At 68.2% G+C, this 24115-nt stretch carries 18 protein-coding genes; 7 read left to right on the top strand and 11 right to left on the bottom strand.

The window, feature by feature from the left end; all coding sequences use genetic code 11:
- Window positions 1-83 precede the first annotated feature (83 nt).
- The 3 genes from NGM07_RS02235 to NGM07_RS02225 are packed head-to-tail and all read right to left on the bottom strand — an operon-like array spanning window position 84 to window position 4701.
- Window positions 84-1439, bottom strand: coding sequence for an FAD-dependent monooxygenase (locus tag NGM07_RS02235; protein WP_253516259.1), 1356 nt, complete (start codon window positions 1437-1439; stop codon window positions 84-86).
- A gap of 12 nt (window positions 1440-1451) precedes the next feature.
- A complete protein-coding gene (locus NGM07_RS02230; protein WP_253516257.1) occupies window positions 1452-2546 on the bottom strand; it encodes a phosphotransacetylase family protein in 1095 nt (364 codons plus the stop codon).
- Window positions 2547-2592: 46 nt separating this feature from the next.
- Window positions 2593-4701 carry an acetate--CoA ligase family protein gene (locus tag NGM07_RS02225; protein WP_253516255.1) on the bottom strand — a complete coding sequence of 703 codons (2109 nt, stop codon included), beginning with the start codon at window positions 4699-4701 and terminating at the stop codon, window positions 2593-2595.
- 225 nt (window positions 4702-4926) lie between these two features.
- On the opposite strand from NGM07_RS02225, the gene NGM07_RS02220 reads away from it, so the two are divergent.
- On the top strand, window positions 4927-6387 hold the full coding sequence (locus tag NGM07_RS02220) for an FAD-dependent oxidoreductase (RefSeq protein WP_253516253.1): 1461 nt from the start codon (window positions 4927-4929) through the stop codon (window positions 6385-6387).
- 4 nt (window positions 6388-6391) lie between these two features.
- Here NGM07_RS02220 and NGM07_RS02215 read toward each other — a convergent pair whose 3' ends face one another.
- The 3 genes from NGM07_RS02215 to NGM07_RS02205 form a co-directional block, all read right to left on the bottom strand.
- Entirely contained in the window at window positions 6392-6808 is a 417-nt protein-coding gene (locus tag NGM07_RS02215; RefSeq protein WP_253516252.1) for a GIY-YIG nuclease family protein, read from the bottom strand.
- A gap of 7 nt (window positions 6809-6815) precedes the next feature.
- Window positions 6816-7241 carry a DUF4149 domain-containing protein gene (locus NGM07_RS02210; protein WP_253516250.1) on the bottom strand — a complete coding sequence of 142 codons (426 nt, stop codon included), beginning with the start codon at window positions 7239-7241 and terminating at the stop codon, window positions 6816-6818.
- 126 nt (window positions 7242-7367) lie between these two features.
- Window positions 7368-7844: a YbaK/EbsC family protein gene (locus tag NGM07_RS02205; RefSeq protein WP_253516248.1), complete on the bottom strand. Its 477-nt coding sequence runs from the start codon at window positions 7842-7844 to the stop codon at window positions 7368-7370.
- 96 nt (window positions 7845-7940) lie between these two features.
- Here NGM07_RS02205 and NGM07_RS02200 point away from each other — a divergent pair, with 96 nt between their 5' ends.
- Window positions 7941-8435: a twin-arginine translocation signal domain-containing protein gene (locus NGM07_RS02200; RefSeq protein WP_253516246.1), complete on the top strand. Its 495-nt coding sequence runs from the start codon at window positions 7941-7943 to the stop codon at window positions 8433-8435.
- Between the two features lie 61 nt (window positions 8436-8496).
- On the opposite strand, the gene NGM07_RS02195 is transcribed toward NGM07_RS02200, so the two are convergent.
- The 3 genes from NGM07_RS02195 to NGM07_RS02185 all read right to left on the bottom strand — a co-directional run bounded on the left by NGM07_RS02195 (window position 8497) and on the right by NGM07_RS02185 (window position 10343).
- Window positions 8497-8802, bottom strand: coding sequence for a MazG nucleotide pyrophosphohydrolase domain-containing protein (locus NGM07_RS02195; protein WP_253516244.1), 306 nt, complete (start codon window positions 8800-8802; stop codon window positions 8497-8499).
- A 69-nt stretch (window positions 8803-8871) separates the two neighbouring features.
- The gene (locus NGM07_RS02190) at window positions 8872-9882 is read right to left on the bottom strand and encodes a carbohydrate kinase family protein (RefSeq protein ID WP_253516242.1); all 1011 of its coding nucleotides are present in this window, start codon (window positions 9880-9882) and stop codon (window positions 8872-8874) included.
- A gap of 74 nt (window positions 9883-9956) precedes the next feature.
- Entirely contained in the window at window positions 9957-10343 is a 387-nt protein-coding gene (locus NGM07_RS02185) for a hypothetical protein (protein ID WP_253516233.1), read from the bottom strand.
- 165 nt (window positions 10344-10508) lie between these two features.
- Here NGM07_RS02185 and NGM07_RS02180 point away from each other — a divergent pair, with 165 nt between their 5' ends.
- From NGM07_RS02180 to NGM07_RS02155, 5 genes are all read left to right on the top strand, one after another.
- Entirely contained in the window at window positions 10509-11261 is a 753-nt protein-coding gene (locus NGM07_RS02180; protein ID WP_253516223.1) for a cupredoxin domain-containing protein, read from the top strand.
- A 160-nt stretch (window positions 11262-11421) separates the two neighbouring features.
- Complete coding sequence (locus tag NGM07_RS02175; RefSeq protein WP_253516221.1) at window positions 11422-13866, top strand: COG1361 S-layer family protein; 2445 nt, start codon at window positions 11422-11424, stop codon at window positions 13864-13866.
- 658 nt (window positions 13867-14524) lie between these two features.
- On the top strand, window positions 14525-17560 hold the full coding sequence (locus NGM07_RS02170; RefSeq protein ID WP_253516219.1) for a hypothetical protein: 3036 nt from the start codon (window positions 14525-14527) through the stop codon (window positions 17558-17560).
- Between the two features lie 178 nt (window positions 17561-17738).
- On the top strand, window positions 17739-18743 hold the full coding sequence (locus NGM07_RS25280; protein WP_303657240.1) for a pentapeptide repeat-containing protein: 1005 nt from the start codon (window positions 17739-17741) through the stop codon (window positions 18741-18743).
- Window positions 18744-18878: 135 nt separating this feature from the next.
- Entirely contained in the window at window positions 18879-19340 is a 462-nt protein-coding gene (locus NGM07_RS02155; protein ID WP_253516217.1) for a hypothetical protein, read from the top strand.
- Between the two features lie 68 nt (window positions 19341-19408).
- Here NGM07_RS02155 and NGM07_RS02150 read toward each other — a convergent pair whose 3' ends face one another.
- On the bottom strand, window positions 19409-22009 hold the full coding sequence (locus NGM07_RS02150) for an efflux RND transporter permease subunit (RefSeq protein ID WP_253516215.1): 2601 nt from the start codon (window positions 22007-22009) through the stop codon (window positions 19409-19411).
- A gap of 556 nt (window positions 22010-22565) precedes the next feature.
- Complete coding sequence (locus NGM07_RS02145) at window positions 22566-23780, bottom strand: Cdc6/Cdc18 family protein (RefSeq protein WP_253516213.1); 1215 nt, start codon at window positions 23778-23780, stop codon at window positions 22566-22568.
- Window positions 23781-24115 lie beyond the last annotated feature (335 nt).

The raw sequence follows: 24115 nt of genomic DNA, 5'->3' as shown, positions 1-24115 counted from the left end.
AACGACTGACACCGAAAGTGCGGAACCGGGTGAGGTCGAGTCGGCGTTCGAGCGGGATTGACGACGGCGATAGTCGGCGAACGCTAGTCGACGAATCGGGTCGTGTCCACCGACACGGGGTCCGGCCCGAGCGCGAACGTCCGCATCGCCGACCGCACGAACGGGTTCCAGGGAAGCGTCCCGAACACCGCCCGGAGGAGCGGCCGCTTCAGCCATGCCGGAACGTCGTCGCCGTCGAGCACCAGCCACGTCAGGCCGCGTTCGCCCCGGCGCTGGAGTCGAAGCACCTTCTCGACCGCGGGGCGGCGACGCGACTCGAAGGCCCGAAGCGCCTCCTCGGAGAGTGGGTCGCTCGCGTCGGCCAGCGTGGCCGCATCACTTCGGCTCAGCGCCTCCGTCACGACCCGGTGGGCGACGACGGCGTCCTGAATCGCCAGTCCGTTGCCCTGGCCGCCGACGGGCGAGGCGACGTGGGCCGCGTCGCCGAGCAACAGGAGTCCGTCGCCGGTCCAGTCGTCGCTCAGTCCGGGTTCGATGCGGAGTAGCGAGCAGTCCTCGAAGTCGGTGAGGTGATCAGAGAGCGCACTCGCCAGCGACGGGTCGACCGCCGCGACCCGCCGCCGGAACGCCTCAATGCCGCGCTCGCGCAGGTCGGGGTACGTCCCCTTCTCGACGAACCAGCCGAGCTGGGCCTCCTCGTCGCCCAGCCCGAAGTACAGCAACTGCCCCGCGGCTTCGATGCGGGCCTGCGCCGACGCCGAGACGACGCTCGCGGGGAGTTTGAACCAGACCAGTTCCACCCGCGACTCCAGCAGTCCGGGGTCGATGCCGGCGGCCTTTCGAACCGTGGAGTAGCGGCCGTCGGCGCCGACGACGAGGCGGCTTCGCACTATCAGCTCTTCGTCGGCCTCGCGGTCCCGCGCCCGGAGTCCGACGACCCCCTCGTCCCCGGTCAGGAGGTCGCTCGCCCCCGTCGCCGGCCGAAATCGGAAGTTGTCGTACTCGTCGGCCCGGTCGATGAGCAACCGGAGCAGCGGCGGCTGTTCCATCAGGACTCCGTACCCCGGTCCCGGCAGGTCCGAGAGGTCGAACACCTCGTAGGAGCGACCGAATACGCGGAGTTCAGGTCGGACGATTTTCTCGTGAGAGAGCGCCAGTACGTCGTCCAGCACTCCCATCTCCGCGAACAGGGAGACGGCCAGCGGCTGGAAGAAGTAGCCGCGGAACTCCCGGTCGAGGTCCGCGTGGCGCTCCAGCAGGACCGTCTCGACTCCGCTCCGGGCGAGCAGATAGCTCAGGACGCACCCGCCGGGCCCCACGCCGACGACCGCGACTTCGGTTTCGACCTCGGTCGCCGTGTCCTCCTCGGATTCGACCCCGACTTCGGTTTCGACTTCTGCCCCGGTTTCCGAGTCGAGGTCGCGGGCGGAGTCGCTCATCGGTCTCCGCCGTCACTCCGGCGACTCGTCGACGTCGGTTCCGCGGTCGTCGCCGAGTATCGCGTCCACGTCGGCGTGGTCGCCCAGCAGTCGCTCCATCCGTTCGACCGTCTCGGCGTCGCGGGTGCGCCCGCTCCGGACCACGTCCTCGGCGCGCTCGACCGTGGTCAGGGTGTCCGACTGGACTAGCAGAATCGGCACGCCCTTCTCCTCGGCCGCGCCGACGATGGCGCTCGGCGGGCGGTAGCCGCCCGTCAGGATCAGACACTTCACGCCCGGAGCCTCCAGCGCGACACGCTGGAGGTCCGGGCGGTCGCCGCCGGTGATGAGCGCGGCGTCCCTGGTCCGGCGGAGGTGTCGGAGCGCCGAGTCGCCGCTCATCGCGCCGACGAGGAACCGCTCGACGAACGCGTCCCCGTCGGCGTCGGTGAGTCGCTCCGCCGAGAGTTCGGTCGCGAGTTCGTCGACGGTCACGCCCGCGAGCGCCCGCTTGCGCGGGACGACCCCGAGGACCGGGACGCCCCGGCCTTCGAGGAACGGGACGACTTCGGCGTCGAGCGAGTCGAAGACGGCGTCCGGGACGGCGTTGAACAGCACGCCCAGCAGGCGCTCGCCCACGTCGTCGGCCGCCGCCAGCACGTCGTCGACGTCCATCGCGTGCTCGTACCGACTCAGTAGTAGAACCTCGGCGTCCAGCAGGTCGGCCACGTCGGGGTCGGTGAGGTCGACGATGCCGCCGGTCGTGAGGTCGCCGCCGCCCTCGACGACGATAAGGTCCTTGTCCGCCGCGAGGGAGTCGAAGGATTCGCGGACTTGCTCGCGGAGTTCCGCGGGGTCCTCCTTGCCCCGAATCGCCTGCTCGACGAACGTCGGCGAGTAGACGACGGGTTCGAGTTCGTGCATCTCGGCGTCGAGGCCGAGCAGTTCGCGCGCGAGCATCGGGTCCTCGTCCAGCGTCTTGCCGACGTTGCTCTGGAGCCTGGTCCCCTTCGGTTTCATGTAGCCGACCGAGAGGCCGCGTTCGGCGGCGAGTCGGGCCAGCGCCAGCGCCACGGCGGTCTTGCCCGTGCTCTCTTCGGTCGCGGTGACGAGTATGGTTCGCGTCATGGTTCGTTGGTGTGTCGGGGTCGGATGGGTCGGTGTGGCTGTCGGGTCATAGTTCGTCTGCGTCCACGGTGAGTCGGATGTCGACGGCCTGGACGCCGTCGGGGCCGGCGACGAGTGGGTTCACGTCGAGTTCGAGGATGGCCGGGAAGTCGGTCACGAGTTGCGAGAGTCGCTGGACGCTCTCGATTACGGCGTCCAGGTCGGCCGGGTCGCGTCCACGCGCACCCCGCAACAGCGGCGCGGCCCGAATGCCCTCGACCATCTCGCGGGCCTCGCGCTCGCTGACGGGCGCGACTCGCGTGGTGGTATCTTCGAGCACCTCCACGAAGATGCCGCCCAGTCCGAACAGCAACAGCGGGCCGAACTGCGGGTCGCGGTTGACTCCCAGAATCGTCTCGGTGCCGGCGTCGAGGTCGACCATCTCCTGGACCTGCACGCCCAGGATGGTCGCATCCGGCTGGTAGTTGCGCGCCCGGGTCACGAGATCCTCGTAGGCGTCGTACACCTCCTCGTCCGAGACGCCGACCTTCACGCCGCCGATGTCGGACTTGTGGAGGATGTCGGGGCTGACGATCTTCATCACGGTTTCGCCCTCGATGTCCTCGGCGGCCGCGACCGCCTCCTCGGGCGTCTCGGCGACGGTGCCCTCGGGCGTCGGAATCCCGTAGGCGTCGAGCAGGTCCATCGCCTCGACGCCGAGGCGGTTGTCTCCCCTGGCCTCGGCGCGTTCGAGCACCTCGCGTGCGCGCTCGCGGTCGACGTCAAACGTCTCGGGGGCCTCGTACTCGCGCTCGCGAATCTCCCGGTAGGTCGAGAGTGCGTCGAGGCTCCGGACCGCGCGGGCCGGGTCGAAGTAGTTCGGGATGCCGCGCTCGCGCAGAATCTCCTCGGCCGAACGGGTACGCTCGCCGCCCATCAGCACCGACGCGACGGGTTTGCCGTGTTCGGCCTGGCGCTTCGCGATGACGGCCGCGAGTTCGTCGTACTCGATGACGGCCGTCGGCGCCGAGAGGACCACCGCCGCCCCGACGTTCTCGTCGGCGAGCGCCAGGTCGAGCGCCGTCTCGAACCGCTCGACGTCGGCGTCGCCGATGGCGTCGATGGGATTGTAGATGTTCGCCTCCTCGGGCATCGCCTCGGCGAGGGCGTCGAGCGTCTCCTCGGAGAAGGAGGCAAGCGACAGCGACGAGTCGCCCACCGCGTCAGTGGTCATCACGCCCGGCCCGCCGGCGTTGGTGACGATGGCCACGTCGTCGGTTTCCGGTAGCGGTTGGCCCGACAGTATCTGGGCGAAGTCGAACAACTCCTGGACGGTTTCGACCCGCAGGACGCCGGCCTGTTCGAGGCCGGCCTCGTAGGCCTGTTCGCTGCCGGCGAGCGTCCCCGTGTGCGAGGACACCGCCTGCGCGCCGGCCTCGGTCCGGCCGGACTTGACCATCACGACGGGCGTGCTGGCGGTCGCCTCACGCGCCGACGCGATGAACTCCCCGCCGTCCTCGATGCCTTCGAGGTAGCCCAGGATGACGTCGGTGTCGGGGTCGTCGGCCCACGCCTCGACGAAGTCGGTTTCGTCGAGGACGGCCTTGTTGCCCAGCGACACCACGTCCTTGAAGCCGATGCCCTCGTCGGTGGCCCAGTCGAGCACCGCGGTGATGAACGCCCCCGACTGGCTCATGAACGAGACGGCCCCCGGCAGGGGACTCTCCGGGCCGAACGTCGCGTTCAGACCGGTCGGCGTGCTCATCACCCCAAGGCTGTTGGGGCCGACGAGGTTCAGGTCGTACTCCTCGGCGACCGCGGTCAGTTCTCGCTCCCTGCCCGCGCCCTCGCTGCCGGTTTCACCGAAGCCAGCGGTGATGACCACCACGTTCCGGACGCCGGCCTCGCCGCACTGCCGGACGGCCTCGACCGCGATGGACGGCGGGACGACCACCACGCCGAGGTCGATTTCGCCCGGCACCGACGCCACGTCCGGGTAGCACGACAGCCCCAGTACTTCGTCGTAGTTCGGATTCACCGGGACCGTCTCGCCCGAGAACTCGGCTTCGAGGTTCGCGGTGATGGCCCGACCGACCCCCTCGCTCTCGGTTGCGCCGATCACCGCGACTCGCTCGGGCGCGAACAGCCCCGACAGTCCGCCGGTGTTGTCGTCCACGTGCGTCGGTTCGCCCGATTTCCGCTTAAAAGTGGTGTCCGGTTCCGCGAGCGCGAGAATCGGACGGTGGGCGGGCGAACCAGTCGGTTCGCCCGCCCGTCAGTCCGATTCGTCCGATTCGCCCGGTTCGTCCGGTCCACTCGGTCCAATCGGTCCGCCCGATTCGTCCGGTGCGTCCGAAGCGGGCGCACCGACTATGTAAACGGGCGTTCAATCCGAACCTCGATGACCGAACGATTCGTCGTCGTCGGCGGCGACGCGGCCGGGATGAGCGCGGCGGGCAAGGCCAAGCGCGACGCGCCGGATATTGACGTCGTCGTCCTCGAACGCGGCGACTGGGTGTCCTACGGCGCGTGCGGCCTGCCCTACTACGTCAAGGGCGAGATACCCGACCTCGAAGACCTGGTGGTGGTCCGCCCCGAGAAGTTCGTCGAGGAGCGTGGCATCGACCTCCGGCGACACCACGAGGTCGTCGCCATCGACCGCGAGGCCGAGCGCGTCACCGTCGACGCGAGCGACGACCCGGAGGCGACCGACGACTACCAACTCGGCTACGACGACCTGCTGGTCGCCACGGGCGGTCGCGCCGCGCTCCCGGGCGTTCCGGGGACCAACCTCGACGGCGTGTTCGCCGTCCGCAACCTCGAAACCGGTCGGGCACTCCGGAACTACGTCCTCCACGAGGACACCCCCGACGCACCCGCGATACAATCGGGTTACGGCGCCGAGTTCCGCTCGTACCTGACCGAGGCCGACCCCGAGGCGGTCGCGGTCCTGGGCGCGAACAAGATCGGCGTCGAACTCGCGGAGGCGTTCGACGCGCGGGGGTTCGAAGTCCACGTCTTCGAAGAGGGCGACCGCGTCCTGCCGGCGTTCGGCCCCGACGCGGCCGCCGTGGTCGAGGACCACCTCCGCGAGAAGGGCGTCGTCCTCCACCTCGGAGCCTCGGTCGAACGTCTCGCCGGCGACGGGCGGGTCACGGCCGTCGAAACCGCCGATGGGTCCGTCGCGGTCGACGCCGCGGTCGCGGACCTCGGCGTCGAACCGAACGTCGAGGTGGCCGCCGAGGCCGGAATCGAACTGGGGTCGACCGGCGCCATCGCCACCGACGAGTACGGCCGGACGAACGACCCCGACGTCTACGCCGCGGGCGACTGCGCCGAGAAACGCCACCTCCTCACCGGCGAGACGGTCGAGTGGCCCTTCGCGCTCGCCGCCAACCGGGCGGGCCGTGCGGTGGGTCGAACCGTCGCGGGCGTGCCCACGCCGGTCGGCGGAATCGTCGGGACGGGCGTGATGAAGGCCTTCGACCTCCAGGTCGCCCGGACCGGCCTGGACGGTCCGGAGGCCCGCGAAGCGGGGTTCGACCCGGTTTCGACCACCGTCACGACCCTCACGCGCGCCCACTACTACCCCGGGTGGTCGCGGATGGTCGTCCACGCGACCGCCGACCGCGAGTCGGGCCGCCTGCTCGGCGCGACCATGGTCGGGAAGGAGGGCGCGGCCCACCGAATCAACGCGGTCGCCACAGCGCTCCACGCCGGGATGACCGTCGAAGAAGTCGGTCATCTCGACTTCGGCTACGCGCCGCCGTTCGGTCCCGTCTGGGATCCGGTGCTCACCGCCGCGAAGGCGCTCGGCGAGGAACTGCAGGCGGCGGAGGGGGACGACTCGGTTCGGAGATGAGTCCTCACCCCCGCGCCGCTTCGTGGGCGCGTCGGACTTTCCGCACCAGTTCGTCCCGATTCTCCGCGTACTGCAGGTGCGACCCGCACTGGCAGTCCGAACACCCAACTCCCGCGACCGGTGCGGCGTCGATACTGCGACTGACCTCGCACTCGACGTCGGCGCCCGGCGACTTTACCACCTCGGCGACCCGCGAACGCGGGTCGCCGAGCAAGTAATCTACGTGCCAGTGGCGGACGTCTCGTTCGCCCGCGGCGACCTCGCGGTGGCGTTCGACCCGGGAGAAGCCGCCGGGACCGAACGCGCTCCCCGTGTAGGCGTAGTGTCCGGCGGGGAGGTCGCGCTCGCCCAGCGCGCCGAACTCGACGACCGCAGGGTCGGTGAGTTCGACCAGCAGGGTGTAGGTGCCGCGTTCGGTCATCGTTCTCTCAGAAGTGCGCGAAGACGAGGCCGGCCGTCACGGCCACCATCGACACGCCGTTCAGCGCGACCGACTGCCTGTGATACTGCGCGAAGGCGTCGTCGCCGGCCCGCTCCATCTTGGGGATGAGCGCCAACCGGGCGTAGCCGTTCACCGCGACGGCGACCGCCACCGGTCCGAGGAGGAGGACGTCGGGAACGACGCCGTCGCTCGTCCCGAGCGCCAGGCCGGCCGCGATGGCGACGACCCCGAGCGCGAGGCCGAAGGCGTAGTAGCGCGGGAAGATGTCGTTGACGACCCGGCCGGCGTCGTCGTCGGGGAGGACCGCGAACACCCGCGGCGCGGCGACGAACGAGAAGAACACCATGCTCCCGAGCCAGACGCCCAGCGCCGCGTCGATGACGAGCAACAGCGCCACGGAAACCGCGCTCATAGCGGCGCTTCGGACGCGACGTCGGTAAAACGTTCGATACGTCGGCGGCGCGGTCGCAGACCGCGCCGCGGGTTAGCGTTCGGTTCGGTCCTCGGGTCGGCCCCGCCTACTCAAGTCAGCCCCGCCTCACTCGGCCACGTCGACGACTTCGCCGCCCGAGAGTTCTTGGAGGCGGTCGGGGTCGACGGGGAAGACGGCCTCCGGCGTCCCGGCGGCGGCCCACACCGTCTCGAACTCCGTCAGCGTCTCGTCGACGTAGACGGGGGCGTCTGAGGCGTGGCAGAACGGCGGCACGCCGCCGATGGACCAGCCGAGCGCCTCCTTTATCTCGTCGGCGTCGGCCATCCTGACCGTCGACTCCTCGACGCCGAGCGCGTCGGCCAACTTCGCCTCGCTCACCCGGTTCGCGCCGCTGGTGACGACCACGACGAGGTCCTCGCCCGCCCGCATCGCGATGCTGCTGGCTATCTGGGCGACGTCACAGCCGACGGCGTCGGCGGCGTCGGCCGCCGTCTTGGTCCCCTCGGGGAACTCCTCGACCTTGGGGTCGAAGCCGTACTCCTCGCGCGCCTGCTCGGCGAACTCCCGCGCTCTCGCGTGCATGGCCGGGAATTGCGTCGCCTCGATTCAAGTAGTTAAGGGTGTAACGGGCGTTTCAGTCTACGTCGCGCTTTTGTCACCCCGAGGAGACGCTCCGGCATGGACCGACGCGACTTCCTGACCCGGGCGACCGTCGCGGGTGCGACGGTCGCACTCGGCGCGCTCGGTGGCTGTCTCTCGTCCGGAGCCGGCGGCGCGGGCGAGGGGACGACCGCCGACGAGACGCAGACACCTGGGACCGAGGAGCCGACCCCGACGACCGCCGACGCGACCCCGACCTCGAATCCCGAAACCACGAATTCGGAGACGACGTGCGACCCGATGCACGAGAGCGAACTCCGTGCCGAGGAGATTTCGTCGGCCGTCGACGGCGCGATTCGCTTCTCGGACCTCCCGAAGGACGAACGCCGTCTCCTCGACCGGGCGATTTCGGCGGGCACCTACCGGACTTGCGAGGAGGTGTCGCGGGCGTTTCGGTCGTTCGCCCACCGAGCGAACGAGCGCACGAACGACGACTTCGAGGCGTATCTCGTCCGGGACGGGACCTACTACGACCTCTACGTCAGAATCGGCGACCAGGTGTTCGCGGCGTAGGTGCACAGGCCCGTGGTTCGCGGCGTAGCGCCCGGTGCTCGCGCTCGTCGTTCCGGATTCGCTACTCGCCCGAGGACGCTTCGCCCTTCGCGGCGATTCGGCGCTCGTACTTCGCCAGCGCGACGTCGAGCGCGTCCCCGGCGTCGATGTCCGTCGACTCCGCGAGCGCGAGCAACGCGAACAGTGCGTCGCCGAGTTCGTCGTCGGCGATTTCGACCGCGTCCGGATCCGCGCCGTAGCCGGTCGACTCGTTGACCTCCTTGGCGACTTCGCCGAGTTCCGAAACCAGGTCGAGCAGGCGGAACTCGGGGGACGTCTCCATGTCGTTGGCCGCCAGAAAGTCGGCGACTCGCCGCTGTTCGTCCATGGCGCTCGCTTGGCGGCCGAACGTATCAATCCGTCGAACGCTCCCGGCGTCGAGCGCCCTGGGGCGCCGTCAGGACTCCCGGAACGCCCGGACCTCCTCGCGGGTCGGGAGCGCGGTCATCGCGCCGGCCGCCGTCGTGGTCAGCGCGGCCACGGCGTTGGCGAAGCCGAGGACTTCCGACAGCGACGCCTCGCCGCCGGCCAACGCGGCCAGCGCCCCCGCGGTGAACGCGTCGCCCGCGCCGGTCGTGTCGACGGGGTCGACCTCGTACCCGCTGTGGGAGACCGCGCCCGCGCCCCAGGGAGCGTCGTCGGTCGAGGAGGCGAACGACCCCGCGTCGCCGAGCGTGAGCAGGAGCGTGTGGGGTCCGGCCCGCGCGGATTCGCCGCTCCGGCCGTCGAGGTCGCAGACCGACCGGGCGAGCGACTCGGGGCTCTCGCCGTCGAAGCCCGCCGCTTCGAGGTCCTCCGGCGTCGCCTTCACCACGTCGGCGAACGGGAGCATCTCGGCGACCAACCCCGCGTAGTCGGCTCCGTCCCAGAGTTCGGGCCGGGCGTTCGGGTCGAAGACCACGGTACAGTCGCGGGCCGACGCGCGCTCGGCGAGGTCGAGCGTTGCGGTGCGGCCGGGGTCGGCCGCGAGCATGACGCCGCCGACGTACACCCAGTCGACCGCGTCGAGGTCGGCGTCGGAGACCCGGCCGGGTTCGAGTCGGGTGTCGGCCGTGCCGTCGCGGTAGAAGGTGAACGCGCGGTCGGCCGCCTCGTCGTGGCTGACGAACGCCAGCGCGGTCGAGGCCTCGGGGTCGCGCTCGACGAACCGGTCGGGAAGCTCGTAGGACGCGAGCGTGTCGGCGAGGAAATCGCCGAAGGGGTCGGCGCCGACGCGGGTCCAGAACCACGGCGTCTCCTCGAGGCGAGCGAGCGCCACCGCGACGTTGGCGGGTGCGCCGCCCGCCCGCCGGGAGAAGTTCTCCACGTCGGCGAGCGGTCCGGAGCTGTCGGGCAGGAAGTCGACGAGCGTCTCGCCCGACACGAGCACGTCGGGGTCGGCCGTGGCGTCGGCGTCGGCGTCGGTCATGGCCGGAGATTGGTCGCGCTTCCTTTTGGGTTTTCGTGGTCGGCGCGCCGGGCGTCGGAGTCGGTGTCGATTCGTCACCCCTCCGACGACCGACCGTCGGCCGGCCGGAAGCGCACGCGGGCGAGGCCGGCGATTCGGAGGTCGGTCTCGGTCACGCCCGCCAGTTCGTATCGCCGGCCCTCCCGGACCGCGGCGTCCTTCGCCGGGAAGAAGAGGACGCGCTCGCCCGTGTTGACGTACCGGACGACCCGGGTTTCGAAGTCGTTCCAGTAGAGGTCCGAGAGGAACGATTCGCCGGGCTGATACTCCCGACGCGGGTGGTAGTCGAGCGGTTCGGAGGCGACGACGAACCGGGAGCCCGGCCGAACGTCGTCGAGGAACATCCGCGCGGCCCACGGGGGTGCCTGGTAGGTTCGGTCGGCTCGTCGGTTTCTGCGGCGGTTCGGCCTCGATTCGGACACGTTCTCACCTCGACGGGGTTCGCCGCGAGCGGTGAAAGCACTCCCGGCCGCGGGCGGGGTGGCGCGAGACTCCCCTCGCGGTCGAACGCCGTCGCGAGGCCCGGCCCAGACCCCCAGCCCGTGGTTTCTTGTCTCGTCGGGGCTTACCCCGGGCGGGGATGGGAGATGCACGGAAATCAGACGCACGACGAGCAGACGCACGAGGACGGGCCTCGCGTCCCGCTCCCCGCGACTCCCGACGGGAGTCGCGGCGGCTCGGACGGCGCTCGGACGGACGACTCCGAGCGCGCGCGGCCGAACGATTCCGAGGGCGAGGGTGGCGATTCGGTCGCCGGCGTGACGCGCCGTTCGTTCATCCGGACCGCCGCCGGAAGTGCCGCGGCCGCCGCGGGCGGTGCGGCGGCGGCCAGCGACGAGGTCGCGGGGACTCAAGACATCGCACAGCGGTTCTACATCGGCGGTGAGGTCGCCGGCTGGCAGGGCCTCGAACGCGGGCCGATAGACGCCGGGGTCGTGAATCCGACGCTGAACTTCGTGGCGGGCCAGCGCTACCAGGTCACCTGGGAGAACCTCGACGGCGCGCCCCACAACTTCGTGATACAGACCGAGGAGGGCCAGGACCTCGTCACCACGGACACCGTCACCGAGCAAGGAGCGACCGCCTCGGTGACGTTCACCGCCACGCCGGCCATGGCCCAGTACATCTGCGTCTACCACCAGTCGACGATGGTCGGCGACATCGAGGTTCAGGGCGGGGCCCAGGAGCAGGGCGGCGGAGGCGGCGGTACCAGTATTCCGCCGCAGTACCTCCTGCTGGTCGCGGCCATCGCGATGGCGTTCCTCTCACCGCTCCTGTTCGCGCTGTTCCTCTTCTCGCGCGACAGGGGACCGGGCGAAGGGGGAGCGCCGAGCAGATGATTCCCGGACGCCTGCCGTGCCGAATCGGTCCATTCGGCACGGCTGGTGATGCGCAGTCTCGGACGGAAACCTCCCTGTCGGGGAGACGGACGCGCTCAGAGGCGAGGCTTTCGCGGACGGACACCGCCGCGCGGCGGTGCCCGTCCGCCAGCGAGGGGGCATGAACGCCGGGGCGCTCCTCCGGACCGTCCTCGTCGCGGTCGTGACCGCGAGCGTCGTCGCGGCCGGCGCGGGACCCGCCGCGTTCGCGGGAGTCGGAGCTCTCTCGAACGCGACCGGGACCGCGGAGACGCCGAACCCCGCGGGGGCGTCGGGTTCCGCGGCGGCGCTCGCACAGGAAGAGGGCACCGTCGTCGGCCGTCCGAACCTCGAACTCACCGCACCGGACAACCAGTACGGCGCGGGCGAGCAGGTGGCCCTCGAGGTGTACATCTCGAACGACGGGGACATCGACCGCGGCGGACCCAGCGAGTACGAACAGCGCGTGACGACCGCGAGGAACGTCCGACTGGACATCGACGAGGACCGACTCAACGACACCCTCGCGCGCGCGATAGATATCAACTCCGGCACCGTGTTCGCCGGGTCGGTCCCCGAAGGCGTCTCCGGCCCGTACGCGTTCAACCTCGAAATCGGCGACTCGCTGTCGCCCGGTACCTACCGGATTCCGGTCGAGGTGAGCTACGACTACACCAACTTCGTCCGGTACCGGACGGGCGGCCAACCGGAGTACGGCGACCTCTCGCGCGAGCAGACCGCCTACGTCACCATCGTCGTCGAGGACCAGCCCCGGTTCGAGATATCGTCCCAGTCGCTCCAGCCGGTGACGCCCGGCGAAACCGCGACCTACCGGATGAACCTCACCAACACCGGCACCCAGCCGGCCGTCCGGGCCGATGTGACCCTCTCGGCCGCCAACTCCTCGCTGTTCTTCGGGAACGCCGCGAACCCCCAGCAGCAGACCAGCGTCTTCTTCGACCGCATCGAACCCGGCGAGACGAAAACGTTCAACGTCACCGTGGGCGCGACCGCGGACACGGCCCCGGGAACCTACATCGCCAACGCGATGGTCGCCTACGAGCAACCCAACGGCGTCGCCGGGCGCTCGGAACTCCTGCGATACGGCGTTGCGGTCGGTGGTGAACAGACGTTCGCGATCCGGGGCGTCGAGAGCAATCTCACGGTCGGCGACAGCGGACTGGTCACGGGCACGGTCGTGAACACCGGCGAAACCAACGTGACCGACGCAGTGGTCACCCTTCAACCGGGGAACCCGAACCTCCAGCCCCGCGAAACCGAGTACGCCGTCGGCACGCTCGCGCCCGGCGAGTCGGCCAACTTCTCGTTCCGTATCGACACCGCGAACGCGGCCGACCCCGGACCCCGGCGGGTGTCGTTCCAGGTCCGCTACGCCAACCGGCAGGGCGACACCCGGACCGGGGAATCGGTCGACGCCATCGTCGCGGTCGACGGCGAGCAGACGTTCTCGGTCAGGGGCGTCTCGGGCGACCTGCAGGTCGGCGACACCGGCACCGTCTCGGGAACGCTCGTCAACACGGGTAACCAGACGGTCTCGAACGCGGTCGTCGTCTTCGGGACCGGGAACTCGAACTTCCAGCCCCGCGAAACCCAGATCGCGGTCGGGACGCTCACGCCCGGCGAGTCGGTCCCCTTCGAGTTCACCGTGGACGTGCCCAACGGCTCGGAACCTGGCTCTCGACAGGTTTCGTTCCAGGTGCGCTACCGCAACCGGAACGACGAGTTGCGGACCAGCGACGCGCTCGAGAGCCGTGTCGCCGTCGGGGGCGAGCAGACGTTCGCGGTTCGGAACCTCAACGGGACGCTCCGGGTCGGCCAAACCGGCGACCTCACCGGGACGATAGTGAACACCGGCAACCGCACCGTCTCGAACGCGGTGGTCGACCTCCGGACGAACAACCCCAACCTCGACCCGCGGGAGACCGAGTACGCCGTCGGCACGCTCGCGCCCGGCGAGTCGGCGTCGTTCGAGTACACCGTGGACGTCAACACCGAGGCCGAACCCGGCCCGCGACAGCTCTCGTTCCGGGTCCGGTACCGCAACCAGAACAACGACCTTCGGACGAGCGAGCCCATCGACGGACGCGTGACGGTCGCCGAGGAGCGCGACGAGTTCCGGGTCGAACCGGTCAACGCGACCGTACCCGCGGGCGGTGCCGAGGTCGTCGCGGTCAGGGTGACAAACACGGCCGGCGAGACGCTCCGGAACGTCGACGCGAAACTGTTCGCGAGCGACCCGCTGTCGAGCGACAACGACGAGGCGTTCGTCGACCGACTCGCGCCGGGTGAGTCGACCGTCCTGAAGTTCCGGGTGAGCGCGGCCGGGTCCGCGATTCCGAAGGACTACCCGGTTTCCATCGACTTCGCCTACGAGAACGAGCGCGGCGACGACGTCCTCTCGGAAACCTACCGGGTGCCGATTGAGGTCGTCGAACCGCGTCGCCGCGGCTTCCCGGTCGTGCTCGACGCCGGCGCGGCGGCGTGGGTCGCGGGCGGAGCGGCGGCGGTCGTCGCGCTCGGACTCGGCTGGTGGAAACGGGATGCACTCGCGCAGTTGCTTCCCTGAATGCTTACCGACGCCCGGTAACGACCCCCGAAGCGGGGGACACGGACGGTTACGACTGTTAACGATTTTCTCGGGTCGGTGTTGTCCAGTGACGACCGGGCAAGGGGAAGATAATCCCATATAAGGCGGTCTGCGAGATGCGCGCCGACACCCTCGACGGCTACCGGGCGGTTAGTCGATATGTTCATTGGATTATCCTAACGTGGCTAACTTCCGATAGTTCGTTCGGCTACACTTCCGACGAATCCATCGCCCCCGAAACTCGGCGTAACGGGCAGTTCTGCGGCCATCTCGAATCGCCGCTCCGTGAACGGGTCCGAAGCCGTTCGATATCGGAATGAGCGGATTCTGATACTACCCTCGGCCTATCCTTCTTCCGGCCGGGATATATTCTCGCCCTATGTTGGTATCCCCAATTGAGCCGGGTCAACTGGCCGTAAACGGTGGGTATTAAGCAATACCTAGCGAGGCCGGTCGAAAACGGTCGTCGCTCTTTATGAACGAATCTGGTGTCCGGTTCTGGTGAGGTGACACCCGGAAGCTCGTAGGGCAGTGAGATGCCGAGCGACGATTTACGACGACACGAATGGGGGAACAGGCATCTAACCACTGGTATGGGGGTAGTTCGAACGCTCCAGATCAGCAAACAGGACAAGAAATGAAGGACATAACGACACGAATCACGAAGAAGAAAGCGAGTGCGCTCGTGCTGTCTGCACTCCTCGTACTGTCGACGGTCGCAGGCGTGGCCGTGGGCGCGGAGGTACAGCGCGGCGGACAAGATCCGACGTTCAGCCCGGGGGTCGGCGGCCCGAACACGGTCGTCGTCTCCGAGCAGAAACCCGTCGTCTTCCAAGGTGAAGAGGACATCAACTTCGTACAGCCGAACGGCCAGCCGATAGACGCCAGCCAGCTCATCGGCGTCTCCGGCGACGCGGAGGGCATCCCGCTCGAACAGCCCATCCCGCAGGACCAGGAACTCGGCCAGTACGCCGTCAACGGCCAGCGGAGCAACATCGGCGTCACGGTCCAGCGTCCGCGCGTGACCGACCTCGAACTCCTCAACGAGCGCGGGGTCGACGTCGCGGGTTCGACGGTCCAGGAGGACGAGACGCTGCTCGTCAAGGCCGACTGGAACTTCCAGCAGGCCGAGGACCTCTCGCTCGAGGTCACCGACTCGAACGGTAACGAGATCACGGGCGACGTCCTGACCAACGTCGACTCGCTCACGCAGGCCCAGCTCCAGGAGCTCAACGGCGCGTACGCCCGGTACCCCGAGATGATCGACAGCCCCGGTCAGCGGGGCACCGGTACCGGCATCGAGTACCTCCAGGGCATCGGCCAGTTCAACCAGAGCCAACTCGAGACGAACAACACCAGCGTCCAATCGGCGTACTGGGCGATCGACATGAGCGAGCAGCCCGCCGGCGACTACAGCATCACGGTCGAAGGCTGGGACAACCTCAACCAGGAGTCCGCGACTCAGTCGACCACCATCTCGGTGACCGGCGAGACGAACGTCGCGCTCGACGTCGAAGGTGACGAGGCGACTCGCGGCGAGAACGTCGCCTACACCGTCCGCGGCTCGACGGCCGGCGCGAGTCACATCGTCACCATCGAGGACAACGACTTCCGGAACAACCAGGTCAACGAGAACGTCTTCCGCGGCGTCGAGGACACCATCGACCGCGGGACACTCGACACCAACAACGACGGCCAGGCCGACCTCGCGTGGGCGCAGATAGAGGTCAACGAGGACACCGGTCTCGGACAGGGGCAGATCGACACGTCGTACCTCGACGACACCAACGTCGACGTGAACCTCTACCAGGAGGGTACGAACCTGACCGAGATCGCCCAGAACCCCGGTGACACCGAGGACGACCGGACCCTCAACGTCATCCAGGGCGGTCTGACCTTCGACCAGCCCGCCGGCACCTACATCGCCGGCCAGGAAGTCGACGTCAGCGGCTCGGCCGCGCCCGGCGTCGACGAGGTCGCCGTCTACGTCCGCGACCAGGGCGACTGGGAACTGGCCGACATCAACACCGACGGCCAGCTCAACCAGCAGGACCTCATCAACGTCGACGCCGACGGCGAGTGGGAGGAGCGCGACGTCACCCTCTCGCAGGCGTCCGACATCCTGAGCATCCCCGGACGGTACCGCATCGGCGTCGTCGAAGGCGACGACGTACTCGGTCAGAACGGTACCATCCAGCAGCAGCTGTCCACGTCCGAGTTCAGCAGCGCCACCAGCGAACAGACGTCGATCATCGTCAACGAGCCGACGCTCGGCGAGAACGGCAACAACAGCGGCAACAACAGCTCGCTCGTCGCGGCGTTCGGTGCCGGCGCACCCGCGATGGCGATGCAGGACGGCAACAACACGACTCAAGAAGGCAACAACACGACTCAAGACGGCGAGATAATCGACGAGGGCACCCCGGCGACCAACGAGAACCCGACGTGGGTCTTCAAGACCTACAATAACCAGGTCGCCGTCGAAGACGGCACCGTCGAGGTCAGCGGCGTCGCGCCCGGCCTCCAGGAAGTGCTCGTCGTGATGGTCGACTCGCGCGGCCGCGTGGTCACGGAGACCGTCAGCGTCGACAACAACGACATCTTCGAGGAGGACGACATCGAACTCGTCAACGCCGACGGTCGCGAACTCAACGAGGGCGAGATCACCGGTATGGTCATCGGCCTCGGTCGCGACACCGTCGTCGGCGACGGCGTCGTGCCCGGCCAGGACCAGGCCGACCTCGCCGCGCTCGAGAACTGGATTCGGAGCTTCGGCTCCGGTCTGACCCAGGACCAGGTCGTCGCGCGCATCACCGACGAGACGACCGGTGAGGCGGGCAGTGACGACCTGCGGCTCCGGCAGAACTTCCGCTACGCCGACGCGTCGACCTCGGTCACGGCCATCGTGCCCCAGAGCGAGGCGAACGTCAGCTCTCAGCCCGGCACCCAGTCGCAGATCATCCCCGTCGAAACCGGGCAGACGGTGGTCGTCGAGGGCGTCACCAACCGCAAGCCCGACGACAACACCATCTCGGTCGAAGTGGTCGACGGCCCGAGCGCCAACGAGTTCGACGGCGCGACGGTCGACCAGTGGGGCCGCAACGGCATCTGGTCGGTGAACCTCAGCACCGAGGGCATCCAACCCGGCACCTACACCCTGGAAGTGGACGACGGCGACAACACCGACCTCGTCCAGTTCCAGGTCGTCGGACAGGGCCAGGGCCAGCAAGCCCAGGGCCAGCAGGGTCAGGACGGCCAAGCAGGGAACGAGACGACCACCGAAGCGGGAAATGAGGACGCCGCCGCGGACGGCAACGAGACGACCGCGGCGGGCAACCAGTCCCAGAACCAACTGCCGAACACGCTAGAGATTCGCCCCGAGGGCGGCGCGGTCCAGTACGCCCTCACCGTCGACGGCCAGCTGCGAGCCGTCGAGGGGGTGAACACGACCGAACTCGGCGCGACCATCGCCGCCGGTTCGGTCAGCACGACCACCGCCGACGCGGACGTCTACCGGTTCGCCGGCCAGATAACGGACTTCTCCGCCCAGGGGAACGTCTCGAACACGACGTTCCTGCTGAACGGCGAGGAGGTCCAGCCCGGCGAAATCGCGAACGCCACCGGGGGTAACTCCTCGATGGTCGCGCCGGCCGTGGTCGACGCGGCGTCGTAACGCAGCCTCACCGCCCGCTTTCGGGCCACCAAGCCCACCTTTCTATCGCGCCGAACCGCCGAGCGGCATCGCCGGGCGTCGCGACGGCGCGGCCGAACGAAACTTGGAGGTTCACGTGTTAACACGGGGAATGCCCGCGGAAGAGTCAGATCGGTGCGGTTATCGGCTCGAAATCGGAGTGACCGAGGAGGACATCGACATCGACTCGTGCGACCGACCGGTCTGGGACGACCACGACCGCTGCATCTGGCACGCCCCGGTCGACGGGAAGGAGAGAGAGCAACTCGAAGCCGCCGACCCGGCGGGCCAGGACACCATCGACGGTGCGTACCTCCGCGAGGCGTCGCTCGGGAACGTCGACTGGTTCGCCGACACGTCGATGGTCGGAACCGACTTCACCGGCGCGGACCTGACGGGGGCCGACTTCACCGGAACGAACCTGACGCTGGCGAGGCTGACGGACGCGAGCGCGCTCGGGGCCGACTTCACGGGCGCGAACCTCGAAGGTGCCATCCTGACCAACGCCGACCTCCGGCGCGCGGTGCTCGAACACGCGCGACTCCACGAGACGGTCCTCACCGACATGCACATCGGGGGCGGGACGAGGATGGGCGGCGTGTCCATCTACGACCGCGAGAACGCGCCGCCGGACCTCCTCGACGAGCAACCGCTGGAGGCCGCCGCGTGGGTGTATCGACAGCTCCAGGCGCTGTACGAGGAGAACGCGCTGCCCGAGTTGGCCCGCCGGAGCTACCGGTTGGAACGGGACGCCCGGCGACGCAACGCGTGGGAGCAGTCGAACTACCAGGACGCGATCAAGTGGGAGTTGTCCCGGTGGGTGATGCGCTACGGGGAGAGTCCCTACCGGATACTGCTTACGTCGCTCGTCGTGGTCGTCGTCGCGGCGCTCCTCTACCCGCTCACGGGCGGTATTCAGGAGATTCAGGCCGGTCAGCCGGTCACGTACACCCTCGACAACCCCGACGAGGTGCCGTGGTGGTGGCTCGGGGAAGTGCTGTTCAAGAGCCTCTACTTCAGCGTCGTCACGTTCGCGACCCTCGGGTTGGGCGACATCCAACCCATCGGTTCGTTCGCGCGATTGATAGCCGGCGTCGAGTCGGTCCTGGGGTCGCTGTTGGCCGCCCTGCTCGTGTTCGTGCTCGCCAGAATCGTAACGTGGTGACGACGGTGTCGTGGGAACGACGAAGCGGGGAGGAGGACCGGCTTCCGTTCGGGTTCCCGGTACGGTACGGCAACCGTCGACCGGACTCGAACGCGTCGGGGCAAAGTTTACATCTTCTCGACATGTAGGGTTCGTATGGAGAAAACCGTGTTCAGACGCCGCGACCGGGAGGACGACGCGGTGGCGGCGACGGCCGTCCGAACACGACACGCCGACCACGACCGGGTGCAACTCGACGGCTTCGTCGCACCGGGCGAGACGCCGAGGGAGCAGGCCGACCGGGCGCTCTCCTTCGCCGACCGGTTCCTGCGCGAGTACTGCGACGGGAGTCTGGAGGACGTGACGATGATCCGCCACTTCGTCCGCGAGGACCTCCTCCCGGAGGCGGAGTTCCAGATCGGCGAGGCGTGCCGAGACTACTTCGAACCGCCGGAGCTACCGGGGACCGTGATGGTCGGCGTGAGCGACGTGGTCGGCGGCGACCACGCGGTGAAGATGGAGATGGAGGCGACGATTCCGCACGAGCGCGGAGAGACGGAGGTAATGGAACTTCCGCCGCCACCGGGGTACACCACCAGCGCCGAACGGACGGAGTGACCCTTCGAATTGGGTAGCCATCTGGACTGAGCGACCGTCCAGCCGAGCGACCGTTCGAAGTCGCCACCTCACTTCGATTCGCCGGAGGCGACCGACGCGTCGGTCGCCTCCGGCGAGGGCGCGTGCTCGCCGACCAGTCGCGCCCAGACGACCAGGACCGACGGGAGGATGATAAGCGACGCGAGGTAGGCGTAGACGACGCTCAGCGCGGTGAGCAGTCCGAACTGGCCGATGGCCGGGAACACCGCGAGGACGAGCACGCCGATGCCGAAGACGGTCGTCAGCACGCTCCCGGTGAGCGCTCCGCCGGTCCCGGTGACGGTCCGCTGGAGGGCGGCGACGGGCGTTGGGGTTTCGCGGCTTCGCCGCTCGTCTTCGAGGGCCGGTCGGAGCGCTTCGCGCTCCTCGCGCGCCTCGCCCTCTTCGTATTCGTCCACGAATCGGTGGACCACGTGGACCGAGTAGTCGATACCGAGGCCGATGGTGATGGCCAGCACGGTCGCGGTGAAGGCGTTGAGCGAGATGCCGACCAGTCGCATCGTCGCCGCGAGTGCCGCGACAGTCACCACGATGGGGACGAGGTTGGCGACGCCGAGCGAGGGGCGGCCGACCAGCACCGCGTAGACGAGGACGAGGAAGACGGCGGTGCCGCCGAGCGCGACCGCGAGGCTCACGATGGCCGACTCGAAGATGAGGTCGGCGACCGCCTGGAAGACGACGATGTTGCCCGTCGCGGTCGCCTCGTACCGGTAGCGGTCGGCGACCTCCCGGGCGTCCTCGGTGACCTCCGTCTGGTCGGCGTCGCCCTTCACGGCGTAGACGACGCGGGCGCTCCGGCGGTCCTCGGTGAGGTACTGCTCGGCGAGGGTGCCGTACTGAGAGGCCATCAGTTCGTCGTAGATTTCTGCGAGGTTGTCGTCGGGGATGCCGTTGTTGTCCTGGTCGTTGCGCTCGACCAGCCTCCGAAAGTCGGGGTCGGTCGCGGCGAGCGCCCGGATAACGGTGATGATGCTCTGCTCGCTGGCGCGGCCGTCCTCGACGACGAAGGTGTCGGGCGGGTTCGCGCCGGCGCGGTAGATGGATTCGAGCGCCGTATCGCGCTCCATCGGCCCCTCGACGTAGACGACGACCGTCTCGTCCTCGCTCGTCTCGAAGTTGGCTTCGAGGAAATTGATATCGCGAGTGACGGTGTACTCGTTGGGTTTGAACGGCTCCGGAAGGGCGTCGAGGTAGTCGGGCGTGTCCTCGGGCGGCAGGAACTGCTCGTCGGAGAAGGTGGTGTCGACCCCGGTGGCGTAGCCCGTCGCGCCGGCCGTGAGGACCGCGGTGACCAGTAGGAAGGCGACCGGCGCGCGCCGGGCGACGACCACGCCGCCGGACAGCACTCTGCCGAGCGACGACCCCTCGGAGCCGAGCGGCGACTGGCTGAACGTCGGGATGGGGTACTTCTGGCGCAACCGGTCCAGTAGCACCTTCGCGCTCGGGAGGAAGACGCCGAAGATGAGCGCGGTGAAGACGATGCCGACGCTGGCGACCACGCCGAAGTCCCGGATGGGGACGAGTTGGCTCGTGAGGTTCGACGCGAAGCCGATGACCGAGGTGGTCGTGACGATGAAGAAGGCGACGAGCAACTGGTCGGTCGCCCGGCGCATGGCCGCGCCGACGAGGTCGTCGTCGCCCGCGCTCGCCTCGCCCGCGAGGATGGTTTCGCGGTCCTCGCGGTAGCGGTTGACGGCGTGGATGCCGAAGTCGATGCCGACCGCCAGCAACAGGGGCGGCACCGTGATGAGGATCTGGTTGAAAGCGATGCCCGCGAAGCCCATGAAGCCGAACGTCCAGACGATGGCCATCACGAGCGCGACGATTCCCAGCAGGAGGTCGGCGAGGTCCCGGTAGGCGACGACGAGGAAGACGACGATGAGTATCGCGGCCGCGGGGACGACGACGACCAGCGTGTCGCCGATGACGGTGCCGAACTCGGCTTCGATGATGCCCGCGCCGAACACCCGGATGTCACCGCCCACCGATTCGGTGACCGACTGCATCTCGCGCTGGATGGGCGTGATCGGGTTGTTCCCGGCCGGCGCCTCGTCGGCCGCGAGTTCGGGGATGGCGTGTTCGACGACCGTGATGGAAGCGGAGGCCGACGCCGACTCCGGGTTGAAGTCCTTGCTCAGCAGGCTGGTGAACGCGGGATTCCGACTCGCCGCGGTTCGGACCGCGATTCGGATCTCGGTGTCGCTGGCGCGCTCGACCGCCCGGAGTTGGGCCTCCGCGGTGGTCGCGTTCGGTTCGATAGTCCGGGCGACGATGGAAGCGGGACTCGTGAACCCGGTGATTCGGAGGTCGGTCCGGCGCTCCAGGCGGTACTGCACCGTGAGCATCCGAATCAGTCCCTCCTTCGAGAGGACGTTCTCGCCGGTCTGGATGAGTTGCGTTGAGGTGGTGCCGGAGCCGAACGCGGGTTCGAACTCCCGGTTGACGGCGTCGAGCGCGGTCTGTTCGGGCACGTCCTCGGCGAACTCCTCGTTGCCGGACTCGGTCGAGACGCTTCCGAGTCCGACCGCGAAGACGGCGGTCAGTAGCAGGAAGACCGCGACGACCTGCTTCGGCCGCCCGACGATGCGCTCGTCGAGCCAGTCGATGACGCGCTGGTAGTCGAGTGCCACGCTGGAATCCCCTCCCCCACCGCAGTGGTGTTACAGTGGGAGTCGACTCCGAGGGGGAAAGGTTCGACGGTGGAACGGGATTCGGGAGTGTCGGACCTCGGGAATAGGTGCGGAGTCACCTCGAATTCGAACTTAAACAGCGACGAGACTGCAGACCGCTACTCACACGGTACAACTGAGAAACTGCACGCCAAGCCCGAGCCACGCCGAAACGGGAGAGCGCACACCGTCACAGCCAAACCGGCGCGTGCTGGTGCGGCCGGCGGTCACGCGAGTGGCGCGAGGGTGACCTCGGAAGACGCGGGTTGTCTTCCGGCGGTTTCGGCCGCACCGACACGCGCGAGGGATGAGGACCGCAGGCCGTCGGCCGAGGACCGCAGTCGGTTGGGGAGGTATGTGGTGTGCGGTGGCGGTTGCGGTGCGGCTACTCATATGCATCGTGCGAGTGGCGGTCGGCGTTGCTGTAGTGGAGTTGCAATCGACGCTACTACCGATTTACGTTATATAGCGATAGCGCTTCACTGAAAACTGTAGAAACGATACCACCCCGAAACTCTCAGAGATACCCCTTCACGCTGGTGTGGACGCCCATCGACTCGAAGGTTTCCTCCAAGGCGTCCAGCACCACCGCGAGGTCCTGCTGGAGGTCGTACTCCCGGTACTTGCCGCCGGCAGACCCCTCGTTTATCTCGGTGACGTTGAGGATGCCGAGCATCGCGAGGTCGTCCAAGTGCTCGCGGAGCCATCGGGCGGTCAGCGAGTCCTTGCCGGCGGCGTCGGCCAGCGACTTGTAGCGGGTGTATATCTCTCGTGAGCGTGCGGGCGTGTCGCTCTCGGCTTCGAGGGTGGCGAGCGCGTAGACCACCAGACGCTCGTGGTCGTTGAGGTCGGCGATGCCGCGGGCGACCTGCTCGCGCTCCAGCAGTTCCCGGCCGCGTCGGACGTGCTGTTCGGTGACCACCTCGTCGTTCTCCTCGCGGGCGAGGTCGCCTGCCTTGAGCAGGAGGTCCAGCGCCTTGCGGGCGTCGCCGGACTCCTGGGCGCCGAAGGCGGCGCAGAGCGGTACTACGTCGTCGGTGAGCACGTCCTCCTTGAACGCGACCTTCCGGCGCTGGTCGAGCACCGCTCGGAGTTCGTTGGCGTCGTAGGTGGAGAAGGAGATGGCGCGCTCACAGAGCGACGACCGGACCTTCGGCGACAGCGAGTCCCGGAAGGTGAGGTCGTTGGAGATGCCGATAAGGCCGATTCGGGCCTCGGTGAGGTTCTCGTTCTCGCGCGCCCGCGAGAGCTGATAGAGGATGGAGTCGTCCTTCAGGTGGTCGATCTCGTCGAGCACGATGAGGATAATGCCGCCGTTCTCGTCGAGTTCGTCCCACATCAGGTCGTACACCTGCGACCGGGAGTAGCCCGTCTCGCTGATGTGGTTCGAGGGTGGGCGCATCGCGTTGACGAGGTGACTGGCGACCCGGTAGGAGGAGTTCAGTCCGTCGCAGTTGATGATCTCGGTACGGACGTCCAGGTCCTCGTACTGCTCGGCGTTCTCGACGAGTTTGTCGAGCAGGAAGCGCGTCGCGGCGGTCTTGCCGACGCCGGCCTTGCCGTAGAGGAAGATGTTGTCGGGTTGCTCGCCGTAGATGGCCGGTTGGAGCGCGCCGTGGTACTCGTCCAGTTCGTCGTCGCGACCCACCAGCGTGTCGGGCGTGTAATCGTCCAACAACGCCTCCCGATTGGTGTAGGGAGAGTACTCCCGAACGAAATCGAAGGAACCCATTACGTGGGGCGATTCGGGCCCGGACAATGAAGGTGTCGAAACCACCCGTTCCGCTGATTCCGCTGATTCTTCTGAGCGGGTTATTTAAAAATCACCCCCACCCCATCGTTCCGCTGAATCTCGCGGGAAAGGAGGAGGGGTGGGTGGCCCTCCGGAGCGCTCTCTAAAACAGCAACCTTCTTGTCCTAGGTCGGAAAACCGTATCCGTAAACCAGACTAATTCGACTATTTCGTCTGCTTCGACTCGAAAATTTTCTGATTGGACGCGACCGGTCCCGTCTCGAACACGATGCGTTGCGCCTCGAACGCCACCGTCGTCCAAAATCGCCCGGAAC

It is taken from the genome of Halorussus vallis (assembly GCF_024138165.1).
Taxonomy (GTDB): Archaea; Halobacteriota; Halobacteria; order Halobacteriales; family Haladaptataceae; genus Halorussus; species Halorussus vallis.
The sequence above is the reverse complement of the archived record's forward strand: the minus strand, read 5'-3'. Positions and strand labels throughout refer to the sequence as shown.